The sequence below is a fragment of the Enterobacter sp. FUJ80071 genome, from assembly GCF_038739915.1.
Lineage (GTDB): Bacteria > Pseudomonadota > Gammaproteobacteria > Enterobacterales > Enterobacteriaceae > Enterobacter > Enterobacter kobei.
Window position 1 is genome coordinate 1,499,295 of sequence record NZ_JBBXKH010000001.1, and the last position, 22,265, is coordinate 1,521,559.

Here is a 22,265-nt window from a genome sequence, read left to right on the forward strand (position 1 = left end):
ATGAAGCACATCCTGCTGGTGGAAGACGACCACGATATCGCGGCGCTTCTGCGACTCAATTTAGAAGACGAAGGCTACGCCATCACCCACGAGCCCGACGGGGGCAGCGCCCTGCAGCGCCTGGAAAAACAGCCGTGGGATGCGGTGATCCTCGACCTGATGCTCCCGAACGTTGACGGGCTGGAGATTTGCCGACGCATCCGTCAGATGACGCGCTACCTGCCGGTCATCATCATCAGCGCCCGCAGCAGCGAAACCGACCGCATTACCGGGCTGGAAACCGGTGCCGATGACTATCTGGCTAAGCCGTTTTCGGTGCAGGAGCTGATTGCCCGCATCAAAGCGCTGTTCCGCCGTCAGCAGGCGATGGGGCAGGCACAAACGGACGGGCAAATTCAGGCGCACGGTTTGACGATCGACCCGCTGGCGCGCAGCGTCCTGCTCCACGGACAGGTGGTGGATCTCACCCCGCGCGAATTCGAACTGCTTTACTTCTTTGCCCGCCATCCTGGCGAGGTGTTTTCCCGTCTGGCGCTGCTGGAGCAGGTCTGGGGTTATCAGCACGAAGGCTATGAGCATACCGTCAACACCCATATCAACCGCCTGCGCATCAAGATTGAGAAGGACGCTGCCGAGCCGGAAATCGTTCGCACCGTCTGGGGTAAGGGATACAAATTTGCGGAGCCAACGCCTGATGCGTCGCTTTAGCCTCAGCCAGCGCCTGACGCTGCTGTTCATTCTGCTGATGATGCTCTGCGCCACCGTCGCCTGCGCGGTACAGCTCTACACCAGTACGCAATACGGCAACGCGATGGTGCAGCGGTTGTCGGGCGGACTGGCGCAGCAGATCGTCCAGCGGGAACCGATTCTCGACGCGCAGGGCAGGGTTGACCGCAGTTCGCTGAAACCGCTCTTTGACCGTCTGATGACCTTTAATCCGAGCGTGGAGCTCTATGTTGTCTCACCCGACGGCGACATCCTGGCCGATGCTGCCCCGCCGGGCCATATTCAGCGGCAAAAAATCGATCTGGCACCGGTTCAGACCTTCCTGAGCGGCACCGCCATCCCGGTACTGGGCGACGATCCGCGCAGCCAGAACAAAAAAGTCTTCAGCGCCACGCCGCTGCGTCAGGACGGCGAGCTTAAGGGCTACCTGTACATTATTTTGCAGGGCGAGGAGTCGAATGCGCTGGCGGACATGGCCTGGCATAAGGCGCTGTGGAGCACGGTGCTCTGGTCATTGCTGTGGGTTGCACTGTTCGGCCTGCTGGCGGGATTACTGGTCTGGTACTGGGTCACGCGTCCGGTTAAACGCCTGACGGAAGAGGTCACCGGGCTTGAGCAGGACAGCATTAGCGCAATCAGGCTGCTGGCAGCAGAGCCGCCGGACGTCGCGGCCAATGACGAAGTGGCACGCCTGCGCAACAGTTTTATCGAGCTGGCGCGCAAAATCACCCGCCAGTGGGATCAGCTGGCCGACAGCGATCGCCAGCGCCGGGAGTTTATCGCCAATATTTCGCACGATCTCCGCACGCCGCTGACCTCTCTGCTGGGTTATCTGGAAACGCTGTCGCTGAAATCCACCACGCTGACGCCTCAGGAGCACCAGCAATATCTCGCAACCGCTCTGCGTCAGGGGCAAAAGGTACGCCATCTTTCCCAGCAGTTGTTTGAGCTGGCGCGTCTTGAACATGGCGGCATTAAACCGCAGCGCGAGCGTTTCGCGATGGCGGAGCTGATTTCCGACGTGGCGCAGAAGTTTGAGCTCACTGCCCGCACGCGAGAGGTCAATCTGCATATTGACGTGCCTGGGCCGTTGCCGCTGGTCAATGCCGATGTATCAATGATCGAGCGCGTGGTGACCAATTTGCTGGATAACGCAATGCGTCATACGCCGACCGGCGGGGAAATTCGTCTGGCGGTCTGGCAGGAGAATGAACAGCTTCAGGTCGAAGTGGCTGACAGCGGTACGGGCGTGGATGCGTCGCTGCGCGACGATCTGTTCCAGCGGCCTTCGGCGTTGAACACTCAGGCCTCGCGGGAGAACCGCGGCGGGTTAGGGCTGTTAATCGTCAAACGGATGCTGGAGCTGCACGGCGGTGGAATACGGCTGATGGAGTCGGTGAGTGGGGCACGATTCAGGTTCTTTGTGCCGTTGTGAGAATTGCCGGGTGGCGCTGTGCTTACCCGGCCTACAAAACCCCCCTCGTAGGCCGGGTAAGGCGAAGCCGTCACCCGGCAAAACACCTTACTGCGGGAACCACTGCTCGCTGATTTTCTGGTACGTACCGTCAGCTTTAATCGCTTTCAGCGCGCCGTTCAGTTTTGCAAGCAAGGCTTTGTTATCCGGACGTACCGCGATGCCGAGGCCGGTACCGAAGTACTGTGGATCGGTCACTTTCTCGGTCGCCGTGCCCAGCTGCGGGTTGGTTTTCAGCCACTCGTTGACCACGGCGGTATCGCCGAAGACGCCATCAATACGGCCATTTTTCAGGTCGATAATCGCATTCTGATAGCTGTCATAGGCCACGGTTTTCACTTCAGGATGTTTGTCCTGCAGGTATTTCTGGTGCGTGGTGCCGTTTTCCATCCCGATGCGTTTGCCTTTCAGCTCGTCGAAGGACTTATACGCCCCTTTCTTCGCAATCACTACCGCCGAGTTGGCGTAGTACGGGTCGGTGAACGCTACCTGCTTGCTGCGCTCTGGGGTGATGTCCATTCCGGAGATTACCGCATCGTATTTTTTGAACTTCAGCGACGGGATCAGGCTGTCAAAGGCGTGGTTGGTAAAGGTGCAGTCGGCCTGCATCTGTTTGCACAGCGCTTTCGCCAGGTCGATATCGAAACCGACGATCTGGTTGCTGGCATCCAGCGATTCAAACGGCGGATAGGTGGCGGACACGCCAAAATTGATTTTATCCGCTGCGGATGCGCCTGCGGCGAACGTTGCCAGTAATGCGGCCAGAACTAACTTTTTCATGGTAATGCTCCCGTCTGTCTTATTGATGCGCCGTGTCTGCGGCCTGGATGTACAATGCCAGTTAATGAATTTATATGCAATAAAAATGATTAAATATTATCTTTATGGCAAAAAAAAGCGGATAACCAGAAAGTTATCCGCATTGATTAATCACATTTATGCACTTCTTGCCGGGTGGCGCTGCGCTTACCTGGCCTACGATCTGCGCTCAAACGCTAAAGCTTTACGCTCAATCAGGCGCATCATCAGCGTCAACAGGCCGTTCACGACCAGATACACCACGCCCGCCGCGCCGAAGACCATCACGTCATAGGTGCGTCCATACAGCAGCTGTCCGTGGCCCATCACTTCCATCAGGGTGATGGTATAGGCCAGAGAGGTACTCTTGAACACCAGCACCACTTCGTTGGAGTAAGAGGAGAGCGCACGCTTAAAGGCATACGGCAGCAGGATCGCCAGCGTGTCTTTCTTGCTCATGCCGAGCGCCCCACAGGACTGCCATTGCCCTTCCGGGATTGCACGAATCGCGCCGTAGAACAGCTGGGTGGTATAGGCCGCGCTGTTCAGGGAAAGGGCTATCAGGGCGCACAGCCACGGCTCAGAGAGCAGATGCCAGATAACAGGATATTCCTGCAGCGACGGGAACTGTCCCGGGCCGTAGTAAATCAGGAAGATCTGCACCAGCAGCGGCGTACCGGTAAACAGGGTGATGTAGCCGCGCACAATCCATACCAGTACCGGCGTTTTCAGCGTCAGGACGATGGTGAAGATGAGCGCCAGGATCAGCGCCACGATAATGGACGCCACGGTCAGCGTCAGGCTGGTGTGCAGCCCTTTCATGAGCTCCGGGAAATATTCAAGCATCAGCCTGGTCTCCGTTCAAAGCGCGTCGCCCGCAGGTCAATACGCTTGAGGATGTACTGACTGAGCAACGTGATCACCAGGTAGATCGCCGCCGCCACAATGTACCAGGTAAAGGGCTCCTGAGTACGGGTGGCGATGCTTTTGGTTTGCAGCATCAAATCGTTAACGCTGATCAGGCTCACCAGCGCGGTATCTTTCAGCAGCACCAGCCACTGGTTACCAAGGCCCGGCAGGGCATGGCGCCACATCTGCGGCATGACCAGACGGAAGAAGATCGCTGATTTCGACATACCCAACGCCTGACCCGACTCCCACTGCCCCTGCGGCACGGCTTTCAGCGCACCACGCAGGGTTTGCGACGCGTACGCCGAGTAGAGCAGGGAGAGGGCTATCACGCCGCACAGGAACGGGCTGACGTCGAAGTTTTCAATCTGCATCTGCACCGGGATCTGCGCAAAGCCAAGATTGACAGTGAAGCCATCCGACAGCGTAAGCAGCAGCTGCGAGGAGCCGAAATAGATAAACAGGACCACCAGAATTTCCGGTAGTCCACGCAGCACAGTGACCAGCGCGGAGCCTGTCCAGGCGACGGGGAACCATTTCGCGGACTCCCACACCGCAAAGAACATCGCCAGCACCAGGCCGATAATCAGTGCGCAAACGGCAAGGCCGACGGTCATCCCGGCGGCGCTTGCTAAAGGAAAAATTTCATTCATCAGGAATTACTTCTGGAACCATTTTTTGTAGATGGTTTCGTAGGTGCCGTCTTTCTTCACTTTTTCCAGCGCAGCGTTGAACTTCTGCTGCAGCTCAGTGTTGCCCTGACGAACGGCAATCCCCAGACCGGTACCGAAGTAGTCCTTATCGGTCACTTTGTCGCCTACTGGCGCCAGTTTATCGTTCGCTTTCAGCCACTCGGTCACGACCGCGGTGTCGCCAAAGACGCCGTCAATACGACCATTTTGCAGATCCAGCTTCGCGTTCTGGTAGCTGTCATACGGAACGGTGGTGATTTCCGGATGCTTATCCATGATGAATTTCTGGTGCGTGGTGCCGTTCTGCACGCCCACTTTTTTGCCTTTCAGCTGATCAACAGAGGTGAATTTCCCTTTCTGACCAATGAACAGCGCCGAGTTGTCGTAGTAAGGGGTCGTAAACAGCACCTGCTTTTCACGCTCAGGGGTGATGTCCATACCGGCCATGACGGCATCGATACGGCGGAACTTCAGGCTTGGGATCAGGCTGTCAAACGCCTGGTTACTGAAAGTGCAGGTCGCATCGATCTCTTTACACAGGGCGTTTGCCAGGTCTACGTCAAAGCCAACAATTTTATTGTTTGCATCAATGGACTCAAACGGAGGGTAAGACGCTTCCGTGGCAAAACGAATGGTCTGGGCTGCGGTAGCGGAAAGGGTAACGCCAGCAAGCAGCACGGCAAGTAATACTTTTTTCATTATATTTCCCCTGACACAATCAATGAGATAAATAGTTTTTGAAGGCATCGGTTTGCGGGTTAGCGAAGCAGCTCGCATCACCTTGCTCAACGATATACCCATTTTCCATGTAGACCACACGGCTGGCGGTTTTACGCGCCACTTCCACTTCGTGGGTAACGATGACTTGCGTGATATTGGTTTCCGCCAGCTCACGAATAATGCTGACGATCTGAGCGGTGATTTCCGGGTCCAGCGCCGCGGTCGGTTCATCAAACAGCAAAACCGCCGGTTCCATCATCAACGCACGGGCAATCGCCACACGCTGCTGCTGACCACCCGAAAGATGCAGCGGATAACGGTCACTGTAAGGCTTAAGGCGCAGACGCTCGAGCAGCTTTTCGGCACGGCCGATGGCCTGATCCTTACTTAACCCCAGCACGCGGCACGGGGCTTCAATCAGGTTTTGCAGCACCGTCAGATGCGGCCAGAGATTGTATTGCTGGAAGACCATGCCGACGTTTTGACGCAGCTCGCGAATCGCTTTATCAGACGGCGTTTTCGCGAAATCAAAATGGTTACCGGCAATCGCCAGCGTACCTGAACGGGGCATTTCAAGCAGATTAAGGACACGCAGAAGGGAGCTTTTACCTGCACCGCTTGGGCCAAGCAAAACCAGCGTTTCGCCTTCCGGGCAGTTCAGCGTGATGTCAAACAGCGCCTGGTGTGCGCCGTAGAAGCAGTTAATGCCGTTTAGTTTAATACTCATCGGGGCAGTCTTTACTCATCCAGGCAATCTATAGCAATTGAGGCCGCAGATAGTACCGTTGACAGAATAGTTATGCAATATTTCTGCGTTAAAAGTTAAATATAACCCGTATTTCCTCTTAAACATAGCACAAAATAGCGAAGGGCAAAGGCGGCGAGTATAAATGTCGGCATTCCGCGAGAAATGCCGGACATTTTACGGGGGTAACATTTTTATAACTGATGGTTTAGCGGTTCTCAATCGACTGGCGCAGCGTGCCTGCCGGGGCATGAACGCTGCCGCCAATGTAGCGTACGTCGTCGACAGCCCAGCACTGACCTTCACGGATCATCAGTACCTCATCCTGCCAAGACTGGGTCCCTTGGGTCAGCTTGACGCGCAGCGGAATGTTTCGCGCATCGGTGTTGGGAATGGTAGAAGCGCTGGCCACTTCCGCACTGTCCGGCAGCGTGGTACGGCTGGAGAACGGATCGGATTTAAGCAGGGTATTATGCTGCGGATCGCGGGTGGCGTCGTTGAGCAGTTTTGCCAGACCGTCGCTCAGGTAAGGGCGCAGGCCGGTGAGATCGTTGCTGCGGTGCTGAATGCGGTAATCATAGAACTGCTGCGCCACGGTGTCCGGGCCGCCGTCAATGCAGGGGCCGCTGCGGGTACCAATATCCTTAAAGGCTGGCGTGACCGTGGTGGTACAGGCGCTGAGCACCAGCGCGCAGGGCACCAAAAGTGTTAAAGCAGAGTAGCGCATGTTGATTTCCTTATTTATTAACTATCCTTTCAATCATAGCGTAACGAACCGATAATGCTGTGCCTAAGGCATTGAACGCTAAAGAAGGAGAGAAACTATGCAGTTTTCAACAACGCCAACCCTGGAAGGGCAAACAATAACCGAGTATTGCGGCGTGGTGACCGGGGAAGCAATTCTCGGTGCCAATATCTTCCGCGACTTTTTTGCTGGCATCCGTGACATCGTGGGTGGACGATCCGGTGCCTACGAAAAAGAGCTGCGTAAAGCGCGAGAAATTGCTTTTAAGGAGCTGGGTGAGCAGGCCAAGGCGCTGGGTGCGGATGCGGTAGTCGGCATTGATATCGACTACGAAACGGTCGGGAAAGATGCCAGCATGCTGATGGTGAGCGTCAGTGGAACGGCGGTGAAAACCCGTCGATGAAGCGTTCGCTCTCCACTCTCCTGCTGGCGCTGTTGCTGGCAGGATGTACCTCGGAAAAGGGCATTGTTGATAAAGGCGCGTACGAGCTGGATACCCGTCATCAGGCGCAGGCGGCCTACCCGCGAATAAAGGTGCTGGTGATCCACTACACCGCCGATGATTTTGACACGTCGCTGGCGACCCTAACCGATAAAAACGTCAGCTCTCATTATTTGATCCCCGCAAAGCCGCCAGCACCGGACGGCAAGCCGCGTATCTGGCAACTGGTACCCGAGAGCGAACTGGCCTGGCATGCAGGTATCAGCTTCTGGCGCGGTACCAACCGAATTAATGATACGTCTGTGGGCATTGAACTTGAAAATCGTGGCTGGCAAACGTCTGCTGGCGTAAAGCGTTTTACACCTTTCGAACCCGCGCAGATTGCGGCGCTGGTGCCACTCGCCAAAGACATCATTGCCCGCTACAACATCAGACCTGAGAACGTGGTGGCCCATTCGGACATTGCGCCGCAGCGCAAAGACGATCCCGGTCCGTTGTTCCCATGGCGACAGTTGGCTCAGCAGGGGATAGGCGCATGGCCCGATCCCGCGCGCGTCGCATTTTATATCAACGGACGACCACGCTTTCAGGCGGTGGATACCGCAGCGTTACTCGATTTGCTTGCGCGCTACGGCTATGACGTGCCGGCCAACAGCACCCCAGCGCAGCAAAAACGTATCATCATGGTATTCCAGATGCACTTCAGGCCTGACCTGTGGAACGGCGTCGCAGATGTCGAAACGATGGCCATTGCTGAAGCGCTTTTAGAGAAATACGGGCAGGGGTAATCCTTCGGATACCCCCGAAAGCGCCAATTACTCCTGATTTACTTGAGATTAATCTTAGGTACAAACTCAATTCATTTTTAGTTAATTGACTTAAAATTATCCGCATTTAAGATAGACACATAGCTTGCTAATTAATGCAGCAAATAAATATATCTCATTCATCTTTTATTTTTCTCCTTGAGCGTATCATCAGGAAAAATATTCTTAGGCTAAGGTTTTTGTACTTTGGTCTGCATACTAAAAATTAACATCTTAAATCGGGTATAACAATGTTAAGTATTTACGGTAAAAAGTTACGTCCACAGGACGAAATGAATAGTATTATTTCTGCAACCTCAGGTTTTGAAGAGAAAACCTTAAAGAAATGGCAGAAAATATCCACCTCTGATTCACAATATATTCATATTATCGTCAGCGGCGAAGTTGAATTCCGACGTGAATCCGACGAACTGTGTATGTTCACGGTTACCGGCCAGTGCATTTTTGGTCTCTCTTCGATGTACTACGACGCGACCCATATGTACGGCCTCGTTCGGGCCAATACCGTGGTGCGCTCAATTAAAAAAGAGACCTTCGCGCAGCTCATGACGGATAACAATTTGTGGCCTCAACTGACCAAAGTTCTCTCCTGGTATATTTGTATGTTGAGCAAACGTGACGATGTTCTGGTTGCCCGCAGTGCGTATTCAGTCGTACGTGAGTTTTTATACGAGATCAATGACCTGATTGTTCATCAGCAACGCGATATTAACGTTTATGATTATATTCAGGAGTACACCAACCTGGCTCGTAGCACCATCATTAAAATTCTTTCCGATCTGAAAAAAGGTCAATATATTGTTGTGGAAAAGGGAAGACTCCTTAACCTGACAGCCTTGCCTGAAAAATATTAACTACTCCAGCCGGTCTCCTTTCTCACTCAAAGGGGACCGGGCATCCACTTTATGATTCACATCCCTCTGCGAATTATCCTGCGTTTCGTCAACCGGCGGCTCGGGAATTTTGCCTTGCGAATAATCTTGCTCTTGTTCTTTTAACGCCTGCTTAAGTAACTCGCTTATAGAGGCGTCATCACTGCCTGTGCTGGCGGAGGCGGCTTCGTGTGCTTCGGTTCCGGGTAACGTATCCCGGGAAGTATCATGGGGCACGTCACCATCAGGTGCCTGCTGCCAGTCGGCATCATCGCTGTTGATGGGCAGATCCTGCATGGCAGGAACATCCGACTGCACCGGAGCCGGTTTTGGCTGCGGATGCGGATGGGGATGCGGGAACGGCTTGCTCACATACACATAGTGCATATCTGAAAGCTGCGTTTCCGGTTTCGCGGCGCTTGCTTTGACCGGTTCCGGCGCCGGATGGCGCAGGTTCCAGTAAACATGCGCGTACAGCCCTGCCATGATCATGGCGCACAGAGCCACCATCCCTAAAAAGGCATGGCTAACGATGTTTCTCAGACGGGGGAGGCGGTATGAAAACCAGACCGCCTCGCCGGTGGTGTAACTGCGCTGAGCCGCAAGACAGATGGTAGACATTAGGAATGCTTCTCCTGCGTGTTGGCGTCGGGTGTGGCATGCGTGGTCTGGAGCAGTACGCTCGGCGCGGTATGGGTTTCACGCATCAACTGCATCAACGTATCTTCGCCAGGAATGCCATCCACATGCAGATGCATTTTTTGCTGGAATTCGCGGGTGCGTTTCATCATCTCCGCCGTCCAGATCTGCGAATGGGTTTCTGGCTGGCCAAGCGCCAGGCTCAACTGCTGGTCAAGCCAGCCCATGTCTTTCGTGTCGCTGGCGGCACTGATAGCGTCTTTACCTTCCGGCGTCAGGCGGTGCAACTGGGTAAAGTTGCCGGTCGCATGCTGGTTAAACCAGCGGCGGCTTACCTGCCAGGTACGGTTATTCATCAGCAGGTCGAGTGACGTATCTCCGACGCGGGCGACCACGGCATAGTTAAGATGATCGCCGGTTTTCAGCTCGCTCACCCACGGATACCCCTCCTGTGCCAGCGCATCAGGTGAGGCATTCCCCTGTTTACACATCAGGTTCACCTTCGCGGCGTTCTGGCACAGGGCATCATCCGCCGAGGCGTCATACCCCCACATCAGGTAGAGCTGATGCATGGCATCCGGCTGATTAACCATTTCGTTGTCGATGACCGGCACCACCGGTGCCTCAACTTTTGGCGCCTGCTGTTTCCAACTGACGGGTACCGGGAGTTGAACCGGAAGTTTTCCGGCGATCGACGACGTTAAATACCAGCCGCAGGCGGCGAACAGCACTGAGGCAAAAAGCCCCACGGTTGCCAGGCGCTTACCGTGTTTTTTCGCCGGGAGGATCTCACCTGCCGCCAGCCGTAAATGACGCGGGCTGACCTGGGCTGCACGTTCGGTCCAGGCAGCCAGCATCGACAGATGCGACAGTTCATTCAGTTTGCTGATATTCCCTTTGGTCAGCGCATGCATTTTACGCACGCGTGCCGGGGATAACGGTGCGCTCTCGCACCCGTGTTCTTCACACTGCGCCTGTACATAGCTGAGATATTCCCGGCAGGTAAGGGGACGCAAAGTGTGGCGGGTGTGCGCATATTCACGCAGCTCAGATTGCTGCATCAGAACAACGTCCCGATCCGCCGCGCCCGTCAGCACCACCGACAGGCGAAACGCCAGCTCCTGGGCACGGGTGAGTAGCATCGCCAGCACCTCGTGACAGCTCTCTTTCATCGCCTCGCAATGGCTAACGATCAGTATCTTCGCCCGGTTTTTTTCCGCCTGCCACTGGTGCAGTACGGCATCCACCGCCTGAATCCGGTTCTTGTTCTCTTTGGTTCCCGGGCTGAGCTTGTACAGCAGGCTACTGGCACTCAGTTTTGGAAACGCATTAATAGCAAGCACGTCGGGGTGGGCAGATTTGAGGGCGTCACTGAACTGCCCCAGCAGAGGGGCATCGTCGGAAAAGAGCCCGATAATTCCCGCCTGTTGGGTTTTCTCCTTCAGCAGGTTGAAAACATCCTGATGATAAGGCACCAGAAAATCGCCGTTTGAGCGGACGATCTTCCGAAAGGGCGGATTTTTAAAATTAAAGTGCTTCTGATACATAACGACTTACCGTCTCTGATTGGGAATAGCAACAGGACGAGAAAGTAAAGCAACGCCAGGGTGTGGTCAATTTACACACAGGGTAAAAATATCCACTGGACGATGCCTAACATCTGGATTTTATACGGTCAATAGTTTTCTGTATGAAAGTTAGTGGCAAAGTCAGTGGTCGAATTTACAGCAGCTCATTACTATTTCCTCACATGTTAGCGCAGCACGACGCTGCTTATTTTCGCTTTGCTATAGGCCAGATGAAAAATGAGGTTCTCATTTCTGTCACGGTGGATAACCCCCTGTATTATGTTTGCGCTGTTGCTATTTTGCGGCCAACAAGGGTATCTGACGTTTAAAGATTATAAAAAAGTTACAAATAAGTTGGCTAATTCTGATGTGCAGCCGCTGAAAAAACGTCGCGAAGAAAAAGCCTTCACGCTTTTCACGGCTGCTGTTCGCCAGGATAACGTCGAGATAGCGGCAAAAGCGCCGCTGGCAGCGGAGATCGAAGGTATCGTGCGCAGTGATGATGCCTGGCTCTCCTTCGCCGTCATTAAAACCCCCGGAGGGGCGAGAAGCTACCGCGAGGGCGAGCCGTTGACCGGTTTTACCGACGCGTTTGTTCAGGAAATTAATAAAGATAATGTGGTGGTTAATTATGAAGGTGCTACGCAGGTACTTGCATTAAATAAGCCGGATTATTTTAAGGGCGGCGTTGACAGCGGCCCGGTGACGAAATCGACGAAGGATGCAGGCGCGGAAAGCGTGCATCTGGATGATTATCTGGTGTTAAAACCTCTGATCGAAAAAGGCCAGCTGGAAGGCTACAACATTAATCCAAGGAACTCCTCCGCCTTCTTCAGTCATTCAGGACTGGAAAAGGGGGATGTGGCGGTAAAAGTAAACTCTGTCGATATGACCGATGAAGCAAAGGCAAAAAATATTATTGCCAACTGGTCGAAAATGAAAGAAGCGGAGGTCGTCGTCAGACGTCACGCTCACCTTGAAAATATTCGGATTAATGTTCTAAACAATTAACAAGTTTACAGCCATGAAGAAATTTCCTTGGGCGTGCGTGGCGCTGACCGCATTGTCGTTATATTCAGGTTCGCTGTTCGCGGCGAATTTTAGCGCGAGCTTTAAAAATACCGATATTCGGGAGTTTATCGATACGGTAGGCCGCAATCTTAATAAAACCATTCTTGTCGATCCGTCCGTTCAGGGCACGGTATCCGTAAGAACCTATAACGTGCTGACGGAAGATGAGTATTACCAGTTCTTCCTGAGCGTGCTGGACCTGTACGGCCTGTCGGTGATCCCGATGGACAACGGCATGGTCAAAGTGGTGCGTTCAAGCGTCGCCCGCACCGCCGGGGCGCCGCTGGCGGACAGCAGCAACCCGGGCAAAGGGGATGAAATCATCACCCGCGTCGTGCGCATGGAAAATGTGCCAGTACGCGAGCTTGCTCCGCTGTTGCGCCAGCTCAACGACGCAACCGGCATCGGTAACGTGGTTCACTTTGAGCCGTCCAACGTACTGCTGTTAACCGGTAAAGCCTCGGTGGTGAACCGCCTGGTGGATCTGGTTCAGCGCGTGGATAAAGACGGTGTTCAGCGCCGTGAAATTGTGCCGCTGCGCTTTGCCTCTGCCAAAGAGCTCTCAGACATGTTGAACAACCTCAACAACGAAGAGCAGAAAGGGCAGAACGCACCGCAGCTGGCCACGAAAGTGGTTGCGGATGACGAGACCAACAGCCTGGTGATCAGCGGCTCGGAAGCGGCGCGCACCCGCACCCGCTCTCTGATTCATGAGCTGGATCGCGAGCAGAACAACGAAGGGAATACCCGCGTGTTCTATCTCAAATACGCCAGCGCCACCAAGGTGGTGCCGGTGCTGACCGGGATTGGCGAACAGCTGAAAGACAAAGCGGGCGCGCCAAAGGCGAAAACCGCCGCCGCGTCCAGCGATCTGAATATTACCGCCGACGAGTCAACCAACTCTCTGGTGATCACCGCGCAGCCTAACGTGATGAACTCCCTGGAGAAGGTCATCGATAAGCTCGATATCCGCCGTCCGCAGGTGCTGGTGGAAGCCATCATTGCGGAAGTACAGGATGGTAACGGCATGGATCTGGGCGTGCAGTGGACCAGCAAGCACGGCGGCGTCCAGTTCGGATCCACCGGCCTGCCAATCGGGCAGGTCAAAAATGGCACGATGAAAGGGTTGTCGTATACCGGTCTGGCAACCGGCTTCTTTAACGGTGATTTTGGTGCGCTGATGACTGCGCTCTCCACCGGGTCCAAGAACGACATTCTTTCTACGCCAAGCGTGGTGACGCTGGATAACAAAGAAGCGTCGTTCAACGTCGGTCAGGATGTGCCGGTACTGTCCGGTTCGCAAACGACCAGTGGCGACAACGTCTTTAACTCCGTTGAGCGTAAGACGGTGGGGACCAAGCTGAAAATCGTGCCGCAGATTAACGACGGCGACATGATTCATCTGAAGATTGAACAGGAAGTCTCCAGCGTTGACGCTAACGCGACTGAAGACGCCAGCCTCGGCCCAACCTTCAACACCCGTACCATCAACAACGAAGTGATGGTACACAGCGGCCAGACCGTGGTGTTGGGCGGTCTGATGGAAAACGTCACCAAAGAGACCGTCTCCAAGGTGCCGCTGCTGGGCGATATTCCGCTGGTGGGCCAGCTGTTCCGCTACACCTCTGAGGATACCTCTAAACGTAACCTGATGGTGTTCATCCACACCACGGTGCTGCGCGACGACGACAACTACAGTGCGGCGTCGAAAGAGAAATATGACCAGATCCGTGCTCGCCAGCAGCAGCGCATGGAGGAGAAAAAGCTGGGCATCGTAACGAACAGCAATAACCCGGTGATGCCAGCATATCCGTCCGCGCCTTCTGCCGACGCGGTGCCGGTGAAAACCAGCGCAGCCGCAACGCGCAACCCGTTTAAACAGTAAGGCGGAGGGCAACGTGGACGAACTGAGTAAAACCCTGTGTAGCAGCAGCTATGCAAAAGATAATGGCGTTTTATTTTACAACAATGACGTCTATATCCGTGAAGACACCCCGGCATTTGCGCTGCTGGAAGTGCGCCGGGTGCTGGGACGCACGTTCGTCCCGGTGACTCTGACGCCAGAGGCCTTTGACGAGCTGCTGGCGAAAATCTGGCAGCAGAGCAGCGGCGTCTCTCAGCAGCTGGTGGACGATATGGACGCGGATATCGATTTGATGGCGTTAACTGAGGAGATCCCGGATAACGAGGATTTGCTCGACAACGACGAAAACTCGCCGGTGATCCGCCTGATTAACGCCATTCTTGGCGAGGCGGTCAAAGATGGCGCGTCGGATATTCATATCGAAACCTTTGAGCGCACGCTGAGCATTCGTTTTCGCGTCGACGGCGTGCTGCGCCCGGTGCTCCAGCCAGCGCGCAAGCTCGCGCCGCTGCTGGTGTCGCGCATCAAGGTGATGTCAAAACTCGACATCGCCGAGAAGCGTTTGCCACAGGATGGACGTATCTCCCTGCGCATCGGCCGTAAGGCAATCGACGTGCGTGTATCGACCATTCCTTCACAGTACGGCGAGCGTGTGGTAATGCGTCTGCTCGATAAAAGCAATCTGAAGCCCGACATCAACAAGCTTGGCCTGATTGATGAAGAGCTGGAAAAGTTGAAAGGGCTGATTGACCGCCCGCACGGCATCATCCTGGTCACCGGGCCGACTGGCTCCGGTAAAAGTACCACCCTGTACGCCATTCTTTCGGCGCTGAACGGTCACGAACGCAACATTCTGACCGTAGAAGACCCGATTGAATACGAACTGGAAGGGGTGGGGCAGACGCAGGTTAACCCGCGCGTGGACATGACCTTTGCCCGCGGACTGCGCGCCATTCTGCGTCAGGATCCGGATGTGGTGATGATCGGGGAAATTCGTGACGGTGAAACCGCGCAAATTGCGGTGCAGGCGTCGCTCACCGGTCACCTGGTCATGTCTACGCTGCACACCAACAGCGCCGCGGGGGCGATCACCCGTCTGCGGGATATGGGGCTGGAGTCCTTTTTAATTGGTTCATCGTTGCTCGGTGTCATTGCCCAGCGTCTGGTGCGTCGGCTGTGTACGCACTGCCGGACCACCAGTCCGCTGGACGACAATGAGAAAGCGCTGTTCAGCTTTATGGATACGCCGCCGAAGGCGATCTACCGCGCGGTGGGCTGCGAGCACTGCCGCCAGAGCGGCTACCAGGGGCGCGCCGGTATTCATGAGTTTCTGGTGGTGGACAGCACCATGCGCCGCGCCATTCATGAAGATAAAGACGAAATGTCCATTGAAACGCAGCTCTTTAAGCAGGCCTACAGCCTGCGTGAGAACGGCCTGCTGAAGGTCATTAGCGGCGTGACCTCTCTCGAAGAGGTGATGCGCGTTACCGCTGAGCGTGGAGGAGATGCGTAATGGCCTTCTACGCCTGGACGGCAACGGATGCGGCGGGGAAAACCCAGCGCGGTACGCTGCAGGCCGAGGGGCAAAAGCAGGTTCGCCAGATGTTGCGCGAGCAAAAGCTGATGCCCGTCAGCATCAACGAAACCCGTGAGACTGCATCTGCCGGAAAAGCGAAAACCGGTGCAAAACTTTCTACCCCGGTGCTGTCGATGTTTACCCGCCAGCTTTCCACGCTGGTCAACGCGGCGCTGCCGCTGGAGAGCGCGCTCAAAGCGATATCCAAACAGACGGAAGATAAAAAGCTGGCGGCGATGGTGGTAGAAATTCGCGAGAAAGTGGTGGAAGGGCACACGCTGTTTGACGCCTTCAGCCAGTTTCCGCGCACCTTCGACAAGCTCTACTGCACGCTGGTGATGGCCGGTGAAAAGACCGGCCACCTGGGCGACGTGCTGGAGAAGCTGGCCGAGTACAACGAGCAGCGTCAGAAGATGAAAAGCAAGCTGACGCAGGCGATGGTCTACCCGATTACCCTGACGGTGGTGGCCATTGCGGTCATCAGCATTCTGCTGGTCGCGGTGGTGCCGCAGGTGATCGAACAGTTCACCCACATGAAGCAGCAACTGCCGATCACCACCCGCACGCTGATTGCAGTGAGTGATTTCCTGCAGGCTTACGGGATTTATATCGCGGGCGGCATCGGCGGGGGGATTGTCGGTTTCAAAGCCTGGGTCAGAAACGTCAAAAACCGCTTTCGCTGGCACAGCTGGCTGGTGAACGGTTCGCCGATAAAAAAACTGGTGTGCGCCATCAACAGCGCCCGCTATATCCGCACCCTGAGTATTCTGCAGGCCAGTAGCGTGCCGCTGCTGGAGGGGATGTATATCGCGATGGACGGTATCGAAAACCTCTACGCCCGGCAGGTGCTGGAGCAGGCGGCGGATACCGTCCGCCAGGGGGCATCGCTGTATGCCGCACTGGAGCAGGCGAGACTCTTCCCGCCGACCATGCTGTATATGATTGCCTCCGGGGAAGAGAGCGGCGAATTAGGTAATTTAATGGACCGCGCGGCGGAAAACCAGGAATCGGCATTACAGCATCGCATTACGTTAACGCTGTCGGTATTTGAACCGGCGCTGGTGGTATCCATGGCAACGATTGTTTTATTCATCGTGCTGTCAATATTACAACCGCTTCTGCAACTTAATAATATGGTAGGTTAAATCATGGCTTTAAAACGTAAAAACCTGGCTCGCCAGGCGGGCTTCACATTGCTCGAATTAATGGTGGTCATTGTTATTCTCGGCGTACTGGCGAGCATGGTAGTGCCCAATTTAATGGGTAATAAAGAAAAAGCGGATGCCCAAAAGGCGACCAGCGATATTGTCGCGCTCGAAGGTTCGCTGGATATGTATAAGCTGGATAACCACCGTTATCCGACAACCGAACAAGGCCTGCAGGCGCTGGTGACCAAGCCGGAAATCGCGCCAATCCCGAACGGCTACCGCGCGGATGGCTATATTCGCCGTCTGCCGCAGGACCCATGGGGCAATGATTATCTCCTCGTAAGCCCGGGTGAGCACGGTGCGGTTGACGTCTTCTCGTCTGGCCCGGACGGTGAAGCCAATACCGCCGATGATATTACGAACTGGTCTCTGGATAAGAAAGAGAAATAATGAAAAATCAACGCGGCTTTACGTTGCTGGAAATTATTCTGGCGCTGGTGATATTTGCCAGCTGCGCCATGATGGTGGTGTCAACAATACCTTCGCGCAGCGGTGCGGATATATTTGGCCAGCAATTAAAAGCCCTCGTTGATTATGGTTCAGACCGTGCGGTGATGGACGGAAATATCGTCGGACTGGTGATCACCACGGATAACTATCAGCTGGTGACTCTTGAAGATAAAGGGGGCGAGCGTCGCTGGGTACCATTATCTGCGGGCCGTATCTCCACCAAAGGTGATTTCCCGGAGGAGATGCACGTATCGCTCTCGCCGCAGCGCCTGGCCGCGACGCTGACGTCCGATCCGCAGGTGCTTTTTTTGCCGGACGGCGAAATCAGCCGCTTCACGCTGACGCTGCAAAGCTATGACAAAGAGCACCATTTCCGCGTGGTGTCGCAAGGCGCGGCGCCCGTATCGGTAGAAAACGATGGCTAACGGTAAGAAAAAGCAAACGGGGATGACGCTGCTGGAGGTCATGGTGGCGCTGGTCATCTTCTCCACCGCCGCGCTGGCGCTGATGAACTCGGTGTCTCTGAACGTGCGTTTCACCCACGGCCTGGCCGATACGCTGCAGGCCAGCTGGGTGGCGGAAAACCAGCTGGCGGAAGTGCAACTGACTAAAAGCGACTTTCCCGATGCCGAAGAACGGGGAAGCGAAACCATGGGCGGGCGCGGCTGGACGTGGCGTAAACAGCGCATCAAAACGGCGGACAACCGCTGGGCAAACGCCATCAGCGTTTATGCGGAAGGCGACGACAGCCAGCCCGTGATATCGCTGCAGATTGTGCCGCCGGGAGAGATCAAGTGAACAAAGCCCGACGCCAGCGCGGATTTACCCTGCTGGAGATCATGATTGCGCTGACCATTTTTGCGGTGATCAGCACCCTGGCCTGGCAGATTCTGGACGGCGCGATGCGCACCAGTTCGGCAACCGACGCCAGCGCGGCGAAGCTCAATCAGCTTCAGCGCGCCTGGAGCCTGATGGAGCGCGATTTTTACCAGCTTCAGGCGCGCGCGCCGCGCAACGAGCCGGACCTGTTCCGTCAGGTCGATGATGCGCTGGAACTGACCACGCTCAACGGCGTGAGCGGTACGGTGCAACTCGAACGCGTGCGCTGGCGGCTGGAAGAGGGGCGTCTTTACCGCGATGTCTGGCCGGTCATTGACAGCCCGGCGGACGTTAAACCGGACGAAGTGCCGATCGTCAGCGAGGTGAAATCCCTGGCGTGGCGTTTTTACCGTCAGGGCTGGCAGAAAAGCTGGAGCGACCCAGCGCACCTGCCGGACGGGGTTGAGCTGACGCTGACGATGGAAAACGGTGATACCTGGCGCTGGGTCTTCACGACCCCGGGCGATCTGCCTGCTGTGGCTGCACCGGCACCTGCCACCGGGGCAGACGCCGCGCCAGAGGCAGGGACTGCGCCGCAACCCGCGCCACAACCTGCACCGGAGGCGAAACTATGAGTGCCTTACGCAAACAGAAAGGGGTGGCGCTGCTGGTGGTGTTGATCCTGCTAGTGATGATGTCGGCCCTTGCCGCCAAAATCAGCCAGCAGTTCTGCCGCAACCTGCAGAAAACGCATTACCAGGTCAGCCAGCAGCAGCTGCGCTGGGCGATGCAGGCCCAGGAAAAAGTGGTCAAAGACCGTCTGCAGAGTGACGCCAGCGGCGAGAGCAACGCGCTGTCACCGGAAGGGGACTGGCAGCAGCCGCTGGAAACGCAGGGGGAAGATTACACGGTGGTAAGCCAGGTCGAAGATGCCCAGGACTGCTTCAACGTTAATAACCTGCTGGCAGCAGAAAAGCCTGCCCAGGGGCAAGCGCAGACTGCCGTGCCGGAAAAGCCGCGCAACGAGCGAATTGTTGAGCAGATCCTGACGCAGAGCGGGCTAAGCCAGTCCACGGCGGAAGAGGTTTACCTCCAGCTGGTGGACTACCTCGATGGCGACACGACGACGGCCAAAGAAGGCGCCGAGAGTGATGCCTGGGCAGGCGTCGTGCCTGCCCGTCAGCCGGCTAACCAGATGATGCGCACCATTGCGGAGATCAAACTGCTGCCTGCGTTCCCGGCGGCGGCATATCCGAAGGTAAGCAAACTGCTGTGCGCGTTACCGGACACCGCCAGCAAGGTGGATGTGAATACCCTGAAACCGGAGCAGGCCGCCTTACTGGCCGCCCTGTTCCCGGAGAAATTAACTGAAGATGACGCCCTTCGCCTGATTGAATCGCGTCCTGAAAGCGGCTGGGAAAATATGGAGACCTTCAGCAAAGCGCTGGAGCAAACTTTCCCGCAGCTGAAAGATGACCTTCCGCAGGTGGCAGAGCTTCTCTCAATAAATAGCCGGTATTTCCGCGTTAACTACACCGGCAATACCGATGAATTAACGCTTCGTGTGGTAAGCCAGCTTCAGGTTAATAACGAAGCCGGTGAGATCGTGACGTGGCAGCGTCGTTACCGAATGATTGAATAAGAAAAGTAGATCGCTATGAAACAGGTACTTTTTGTTCGTCCCGACAGCTTCGAGGGCGGGAAAATAATGTGGTGTGTCTCCGGCACTCAGCAGGTGGAAACCGTGGCTAGCCTGGAGGCACTGGCGGATCATCCGCTGGCGACGCGCGTATGTCTGCTGTTGCCGGCCAGCAGCATGATCTTCCGCCATTTTACGTTGCCGAAAAAGGTCGCTTCTCTGGCGACGGCGTTCTCGTGGATGGCCGAAGAGACGCTGATTGGTGACGTGGACTCGCTTCACTGGACCGTACTTAGCAAAAAGGGCGCAGAGGTCGACGCGGTGGCGATCGATGCCGACAGTCTTCAGGCGTGGTTAACCCGCTGTCAGGAGGCGGGTCTGACGGTGGTGCAGGCGCTACCGGATGCCTGGCTGCTGCCCGTGACGGCGGGCGGCAGCACGCTGGTTGCCGAAGGTGAAACCTGGTGGCTGCGGTTATCCCCGCACGTCGCGGGTGAAATGGAGGCCAACCTGCTGCCGCTGCTGATGCAGAAAGCCGGAGAGGGTGAGATCTGCTGCTACGGTGATGCACCTGCCGGTGTGGATGTCGATGTTGTGCTGCCCTGGCAGCATCCGCTGGTGCTAATTCAGCCCCAGTGGCAGGCCTGCCGCGTCACGCTTCTGCACGGGGCGTTCAGCGCCAAAGCCAGCAATGGCAAAGCCGCCAGACGGTTAAATGTGGCGATGGCCGCCGTAGGGTTGCTCTCCCTTAGCCTGCTACTGGGGCCGCGCATTGCGATGGCCTGGATGCTGGTACAGCAGGAAAATCAGATCCAGCAGGAGATCCAGCAGGTCTACGAACACCATTTCCCGAGCATGCGTCACAAGACCAATATTAAGTACCACTTTGGTCAAAACATGAAGAAGCAGGGTAAAGGGATCTTTCTTCAGTTTGACGATCTGGAGAAAGCCCGACAGGCCGTTCCGGCAATGGAAATCGACCTGCTGGAATACGATGCGCGGCAGAATACGTTGACGCTGAGCGTCAGCGCACAAAACCAGACCGCATTACAGACGTTTGTGAACCAGGCCAGTGAGAAATTTGATTTCACCCTGCAGCCCGTGTCCACGTCAGCACCTTATACCGCCATGATCGCAGGGAAATATAAATGAAACAGCGAATTGCGCAGCTTAAGTCTCGTTACCAGAATTACAGCGCCAGGGAAAAAGTCATTTTAAAAATATGTGCCGCCGCCCTGCTGGGGGCCGCGGTCTATTACGCCGGGGTTATGCCGCTGGATAATATGATTCAAAATAGTGCTTCGACCCTGGCCAGACAAAAAGAAACCCTGAACTGGATGCGCAGTGAAATAGATAAAAACCATTTGCAGGTTCAGGTAACCAAAACAAATAACCCGCGTGCGCTGGTGGAAAATAGCGCCCAGGAGATCCATCTTCCCCTGACGGATGTGCATCAGGATGGACAAACGTTATCGTTCGTGGTCAGCCGCGTGAACGTTTATGAATTAAAGAACTGGCTGCGGGAAATTAACCAGACCTCCGGCGTCAGGCTGCAGAAAATGAACCTTACGCCGGTGGATCATCTCAGCGACGTGAAGGCTGAAGTGCAACTCACGTGGGGTAAAACCGCATGAACAGCGTTGCGCTGATGCGGGACGTCTACCCGGTGGGGTTCGCGATCGCGAGCGCGGTGTTAGGCGGCATGGTGGGCAGTTTTCTCGGCGTTGTCGCCGAACGCGTGCCGGCCATGGTAAGGGAAGAGGAGGGATGCGGAAACCTGCTCTTTCCGTCCTCGCACTGCCCGGTGTGCCAGCACGCGCTGGCGGCCTGGGAGAATATTCCGCTGGTGAGCTGGCTGCTTCTGCGCGGGCGATGCAGCCAGTGCAAAACCGCTATCCCGCTGCGAATCTTTCTGGTTGAGCTGGTTTCCGCCCTGTTTTTTGGCCTGACGGCGTGGTGTATGCCCGACGTTCAGGCGCTGTTTTCTCTGTGGCTGCTGGCCGGCTTTTTACTCCCGCTGACGATGATCGACTGGCGGCATCAATTGCTTCCGGATTGCCTGACCCAGCCGCTGCTCTGGGCGGGACTGTTGCTTCATGCGTTCGATCACCAACTGCCGCTACGCGACGCGCTGCTCGGCGCGGTGGCGGGCTATATGTCTCTTTGGTTGCTTTACTGGGCGTTTCGTCTGGTTACCGGGCGGGAAGGTCTGGGATACGGTGATTTCAAGCTGCTGGCGGCATTAGGTGCCTGGTACGGCTGGCAGGCTCTGCCCACGATTGAACTCGCAGCCGCACTGAGCGGTATCGTTGGGTATTTTGCTTTAAATAATTCAAATAAAAATAACCTCACTATTTCTTTCGGACCTTACCTTTCTTTTGCTGGAATAGTTGTGTTTATTGGGCAGCAGTTTGCTTTCATATTTTAAATATACAGGTCAAGCTTTTTTATAAATTTTTTCAGCGGTGGAAGAGAAGGACG

25 protein-coding genes are annotated in these 22,265 nt (G+C 55.5%); 17 read left to right on the forward strand and 8 right to left on the reverse strand.

Annotation, left to right across the window (positions count from 1 at the left end):
• Both AAER43_RS07170 and AAER43_RS07175 read left to right on the forward strand, forming a co-directional pair.
• Nucleotides 1–708: a response regulator transcription factor gene (locus AAER43_RS07170; protein ID WP_014883158.1), complete on the forward strand. Its 708-nt coding sequence runs from the start codon at nt 1–3 to the stop codon at nt 706–708.
• Entirely contained in the window at nt 692–2,161 is a 1,470-nt protein-coding gene (locus AAER43_RS07175; protein WP_045281115.1) for a HAMP domain-containing sensor histidine kinase, read from the forward strand. Before AAER43_RS07170 ends, AAER43_RS07175 begins: the two co-directional genes overlap by 17 nt.
• 87 nt (nt 2,162–2,248) lie before the next feature.
• Here AAER43_RS07175 and artJ read toward each other — a convergent pair whose 3' ends face one another.
• The 6 genes from artJ to AAER43_RS07205 all read right to left on the reverse strand — a co-directional run bounded on the left by artJ (nt 2,249) and on the right by AAER43_RS07205 (nt 6,791).
• On the reverse strand, nt 2,249–2,980 hold the full coding sequence (gene artJ / locus AAER43_RS07180) for an arginine ABC transporter substrate-binding protein ArtJ (RefSeq protein WP_014883160.1): 732 nt from the start codon (nt 2,978–2,980) through the stop codon (nt 2,249–2,251).
• Nucleotides 2,981–3,175: 195 nt separating this feature from the next.
• A complete protein-coding gene (artM, locus tag AAER43_RS07185; RefSeq protein WP_014883161.1) occupies nt 3,176–3,844 on the reverse strand; it encodes an arginine ABC transporter permease ArtM in 669 nt (222 codons plus the stop codon).
• Nucleotides 3,844–4,560, reverse strand: coding sequence for an arginine ABC transporter permease ArtQ (gene artQ / locus AAER43_RS07190; RefSeq protein ID WP_014883162.1), 717 nt, complete (start codon nt 4,558–4,560; stop codon nt 3,844–3,846). Before artQ ends, artM begins: the two co-directional genes overlap by 1 nt.
• 6 nt (nt 4,561–4,566) lie before the next feature.
• Complete coding sequence (artI, locus tag AAER43_RS07195; protein WP_008500032.1) at nt 4,567–5,298, reverse strand: arginine ABC transporter substrate-binding protein ArtI; 732 nt, start codon at nt 5,296–5,298, stop codon at nt 4,567–4,569.
• Nucleotides 5,299–5,317: 19 nt separating this feature from the next.
• Nucleotides 5,318–6,046, reverse strand: a complete 729-nt coding sequence (gene artP, locus AAER43_RS07200) for an arginine ABC transporter ATP-binding protein ArtP (protein WP_014883163.1) — start codon at nt 6,044–6,046, stop codon at nt 5,318–5,320.
• Nucleotides 6,047–6,272: 226 nt separating this feature from the next.
• Nucleotides 6,273–6,791 (reverse strand): lipoprotein, encoded by a 519-nt coding sequence (locus AAER43_RS07205; RefSeq protein WP_014883164.1) that lies wholly within the window; start codon nt 6,789–6,791, stop codon nt 6,273–6,275.
• 97 nt (nt 6,792–6,888) lie between these two features.
• On the opposite strand from AAER43_RS07205, the gene AAER43_RS07210 reads away from it, so the two are divergent.
• From AAER43_RS07210 to AAER43_RS07220, 3 genes are all read left to right on the forward strand, one after another.
• Entirely contained in the window at nt 6,889–7,212 is a 324-nt protein-coding gene (locus AAER43_RS07210) for a heavy metal-binding domain-containing protein (protein WP_023332507.1), read from the forward strand.
• The gene (locus AAER43_RS07215) at nt 7,209–8,039 is read left to right on the forward strand and encodes an N-acetylmuramoyl-L-alanine amidase (RefSeq protein WP_023338189.1); all 831 of its coding nucleotides are present in this window, start codon (nt 7,209–7,211) and stop codon (nt 8,037–8,039) included. Before AAER43_RS07210 ends, AAER43_RS07215 begins: the two co-directional genes overlap by 4 nt.
• 269 nt (nt 8,040–8,308) lie before the next feature.
• On the forward strand, nt 8,309–8,932 hold the full coding sequence (locus tag AAER43_RS07220) for a helix-turn-helix domain-containing protein (RefSeq protein WP_014883167.1): 624 nt from the start codon (nt 8,309–8,311) through the stop codon (nt 8,930–8,932).
• Here AAER43_RS07220 and AAER43_RS07225 read toward each other — a convergent pair whose 3' ends face one another.
• Together AAER43_RS07225 and AAER43_RS07230 are read right to left on the reverse strand one after the other, a co-directional pair.
• On the reverse strand, nt 8,933–9,571 hold the full coding sequence (locus AAER43_RS07225; protein ID WP_050861591.1) for a hypothetical protein: 639 nt from the start codon (nt 9,569–9,571) through the stop codon (nt 8,933–8,935).
• On the reverse strand, nt 9,571–11,136 hold the full coding sequence (locus tag AAER43_RS07230; protein ID WP_050861592.1) for an ExeA family protein: 1,566 nt from the start codon (nt 11,134–11,136) through the stop codon (nt 9,571–9,573). The genes AAER43_RS07225 and AAER43_RS07230 overlap by 1 nt, the downstream gene beginning before the upstream one ends.
• A gap of 300 nt (nt 11,137–11,436) precedes the next feature.
• Between AAER43_RS07230 and gspC the strand changes: the two genes are divergently transcribed.
• Genes gspC through AAER43_RS07290 form a run of 12 tightly spaced genes read left to right on the forward strand, consistent with a single transcriptional unit; the run spans nt 11,437 to nt 22,212 of the window.
• On the forward strand, nt 11,437–12,168 hold the full coding sequence (gspC, locus tag AAER43_RS07235; RefSeq protein ID WP_050861593.1) for a type II secretion system protein GspC: 732 nt from the start codon (nt 11,437–11,439) through the stop codon (nt 12,166–12,168).
• Between the two features lie 13 nt (nt 12,169–12,181).
• Complete coding sequence (gene gspD, locus AAER43_RS07240) at nt 12,182–14,113, forward strand: type II secretion system secretin GspD (protein WP_014883171.1); 1,932 nt, start codon at nt 12,182–12,184, stop codon at nt 14,111–14,113.
• A gap of 13 nt (nt 14,114–14,126) precedes the next feature.
• Entirely contained in the window at nt 14,127–15,605 is a 1,479-nt protein-coding gene (gene gspE / locus AAER43_RS07245) for a type II secretion system ATPase GspE (protein ID WP_050861594.1), read from the forward strand.
• On the forward strand, nt 15,605–16,813 hold the full coding sequence (gene gspF / locus AAER43_RS07250; protein WP_050861595.1) for a type II secretion system inner membrane protein GspF: 1,209 nt from the start codon (nt 15,605–15,607) through the stop codon (nt 16,811–16,813). Before gspE ends, gspF begins: the two co-directional genes overlap by 1 nt.
• Before the next feature lie 3 nt (nt 16,814–16,816).
• The gene (gene gspG / locus AAER43_RS07255; protein ID WP_014883174.1) at nt 16,817–17,266 is read left to right on the forward strand and encodes a type II secretion system major pseudopilin GspG; all 450 of its coding nucleotides are present in this window, start codon (nt 16,817–16,819) and stop codon (nt 17,264–17,266) included.
• Nucleotides 17,266–17,751, forward strand: a complete 486-nt coding sequence (gene gspH, locus AAER43_RS07260) for a type II secretion system minor pseudopilin GspH (RefSeq protein WP_050861596.1) — start codon at nt 17,266–17,268, stop codon at nt 17,749–17,751. The genes gspG and gspH overlap by 1 nt, the downstream gene beginning before the upstream one ends.
• Entirely contained in the window at nt 17,744–18,124 is a 381-nt protein-coding gene (gene gspI / locus AAER43_RS07265; RefSeq protein WP_023332514.1) for a type II secretion system minor pseudopilin GspI, read from the forward strand. Before gspH ends, gspI begins: the two co-directional genes overlap by 8 nt.
• Complete coding sequence (gene gspJ / locus AAER43_RS07270; RefSeq protein ID WP_050861597.1) at nt 18,121–18,780, forward strand: type II secretion system minor pseudopilin GspJ; 660 nt, start codon at nt 18,121–18,123, stop codon at nt 18,778–18,780. Before gspI ends, gspJ begins: the two co-directional genes overlap by 4 nt.
• Nucleotides 18,777–19,787 carry a type II secretion system minor pseudopilin GspK gene (gene gspK, locus AAER43_RS07275; protein WP_023338196.1) on the forward strand — a complete coding sequence of 337 codons (1,011 nt, stop codon included), beginning with the start codon at nt 18,777–18,779 and terminating at the stop codon, nt 19,785–19,787. Before gspJ ends, gspK begins: the two co-directional genes overlap by 4 nt.
• 15 nt (nt 19,788–19,802) lie before the next feature.
• Nucleotides 19,803–20,936 carry a type II secretion system protein GspL gene (gene gspL / locus AAER43_RS07280; RefSeq protein ID WP_050861598.1) on the forward strand — a complete coding sequence of 378 codons (1,134 nt, stop codon included), beginning with the start codon at nt 19,803–19,805 and terminating at the stop codon, nt 20,934–20,936.
• The gene (locus AAER43_RS07285) at nt 20,933–21,418 is read left to right on the forward strand and encodes a type II secretion system protein M (RefSeq protein ID WP_014883180.1); all 486 of its coding nucleotides are present in this window, start codon (nt 20,933–20,935) and stop codon (nt 21,416–21,418) included. Before gspL ends, AAER43_RS07285 begins: the two co-directional genes overlap by 4 nt.
• On the forward strand, nt 21,415–22,212 hold the full coding sequence (locus AAER43_RS07290) for an A24 family peptidase (RefSeq protein ID WP_057057798.1): 798 nt from the start codon (nt 21,415–21,417) through the stop codon (nt 22,210–22,212). The genes AAER43_RS07285 and AAER43_RS07290 overlap by 4 nt, the downstream gene beginning before the upstream one ends.
• The last annotated feature ends 53 nt before the right edge of the window (nt 22,213–22,265 follow it).

Excerpts from the sequence above, each read along its gene's own strand:
- AAER43_RS07170 (WP_014883158.1), top strand. The coding sequence starts at position 1 with ATGAAGCACATCCTGCTGGTGGAAGACGACCACGATATCGCGGCGCTT.
- artJ (WP_014883160.1), bottom strand. The coding sequence starts at position 2,980 with ATGAAAAAGTTAGTTCTGGCCGCATTACTGGCAACGTTCGCCGCAGGC.
- artM (WP_014883161.1), bottom strand. The coding sequence starts at position 3,844 with ATGCTTGAATATTTCCCGGAGCTCATGAAAGGGCTGCACACCAGCCTG.
- artQ (WP_014883162.1), bottom strand. The coding sequence starts at position 4,560 with ATGAATGAAATTTTTCCTTTAGCAAGCGCCGCCGGGATGACCGTCGGC.
- artI (WP_008500032.1), bottom strand. The coding sequence starts at position 5,298 with ATGAAAAAAGTATTACTTGCCGTGCTGCTTGCTGGCGTTACCCTTTCC.
- artP (WP_014883163.1), bottom strand. The coding sequence starts at position 6,046 with ATGAGTATTAAACTAAACGGCATTAACTGCTTCTACGGCGCACACCAG.
- AAER43_RS07205 (WP_014883164.1), bottom strand. The coding sequence starts at position 6,791 with ATGCGCTACTCTGCTTTAACACTTTTGGTGCCCTGCGCGCTGGTGCTC.
- AAER43_RS07210 (WP_023332507.1), top strand. The coding sequence starts at position 6,889 with ATGCAGTTTTCAACAACGCCAACCCTGGAAGGGCAAACAATAACCGAG.
- AAER43_RS07215 (WP_023338189.1), top strand. The coding sequence starts at position 7,209 with ATGAAGCGTTCGCTCTCCACTCTCCTGCTGGCGCTGTTGCTGGCAGGA.
- AAER43_RS07220 (WP_014883167.1), top strand. The coding sequence starts at position 8,309 with ATGTTAAGTATTTACGGTAAAAAGTTACGTCCACAGGACGAAATGAAT.
- AAER43_RS07225 (WP_050861591.1), bottom strand. The coding sequence starts at position 9,571 with ATGTCTACCATCTGTCTTGCGGCTCAGCGCAGTTACACCACCGGCGAG.
- AAER43_RS07230 (WP_050861592.1), bottom strand. The coding sequence starts at position 11,136 with ATGTATCAGAAGCACTTTAATTTTAAAAATCCGCCCTTTCGGAAGATC.
- gspC (WP_050861593.1), top strand. The coding sequence starts at position 11,437 with ATGTTTGCGCTGTTGCTATTTTGCGGCCAACAAGGGTATCTGACGTTT.
- gspD (WP_014883171.1), top strand. The coding sequence starts at position 12,182 with ATGAAGAAATTTCCTTGGGCGTGCGTGGCGCTGACCGCATTGTCGTTA.
- gspF (WP_050861595.1), top strand. The coding sequence starts at position 15,605 with ATGGCCTTCTACGCCTGGACGGCAACGGATGCGGCGGGGAAAACCCAG.
- gspG (WP_014883174.1), top strand. The coding sequence starts at position 16,817 with ATGGCTTTAAAACGTAAAAACCTGGCTCGCCAGGCGGGCTTCACATTG.
- gspH (WP_050861596.1), top strand. The coding sequence starts at position 17,266 with ATGAAAAATCAACGCGGCTTTACGTTGCTGGAAATTATTCTGGCGCTG.
- gspI (WP_023332514.1), top strand. The coding sequence starts at position 17,744 with ATGGCTAACGGTAAGAAAAAGCAAACGGGGATGACGCTGCTGGAGGTC.
- gspK (WP_023338196.1), top strand. The coding sequence starts at position 18,777 with ATGAGTGCCTTACGCAAACAGAAAGGGGTGGCGCTGCTGGTGGTGTTG.
- gspL (WP_050861598.1), top strand. The coding sequence starts at position 19,803 with ATGAAACAGGTACTTTTTGTTCGTCCCGACAGCTTCGAGGGCGGGAAA.
- AAER43_RS07285 (WP_014883180.1), top strand. The coding sequence starts at position 20,933 with ATGAAACAGCGAATTGCGCAGCTTAAGTCTCGTTACCAGAATTACAGC.
- AAER43_RS07290 (WP_057057798.1), top strand. The coding sequence starts at position 21,415 with ATGAACAGCGTTGCGCTGATGCGGGACGTCTACCCGGTGGGGTTCGCG.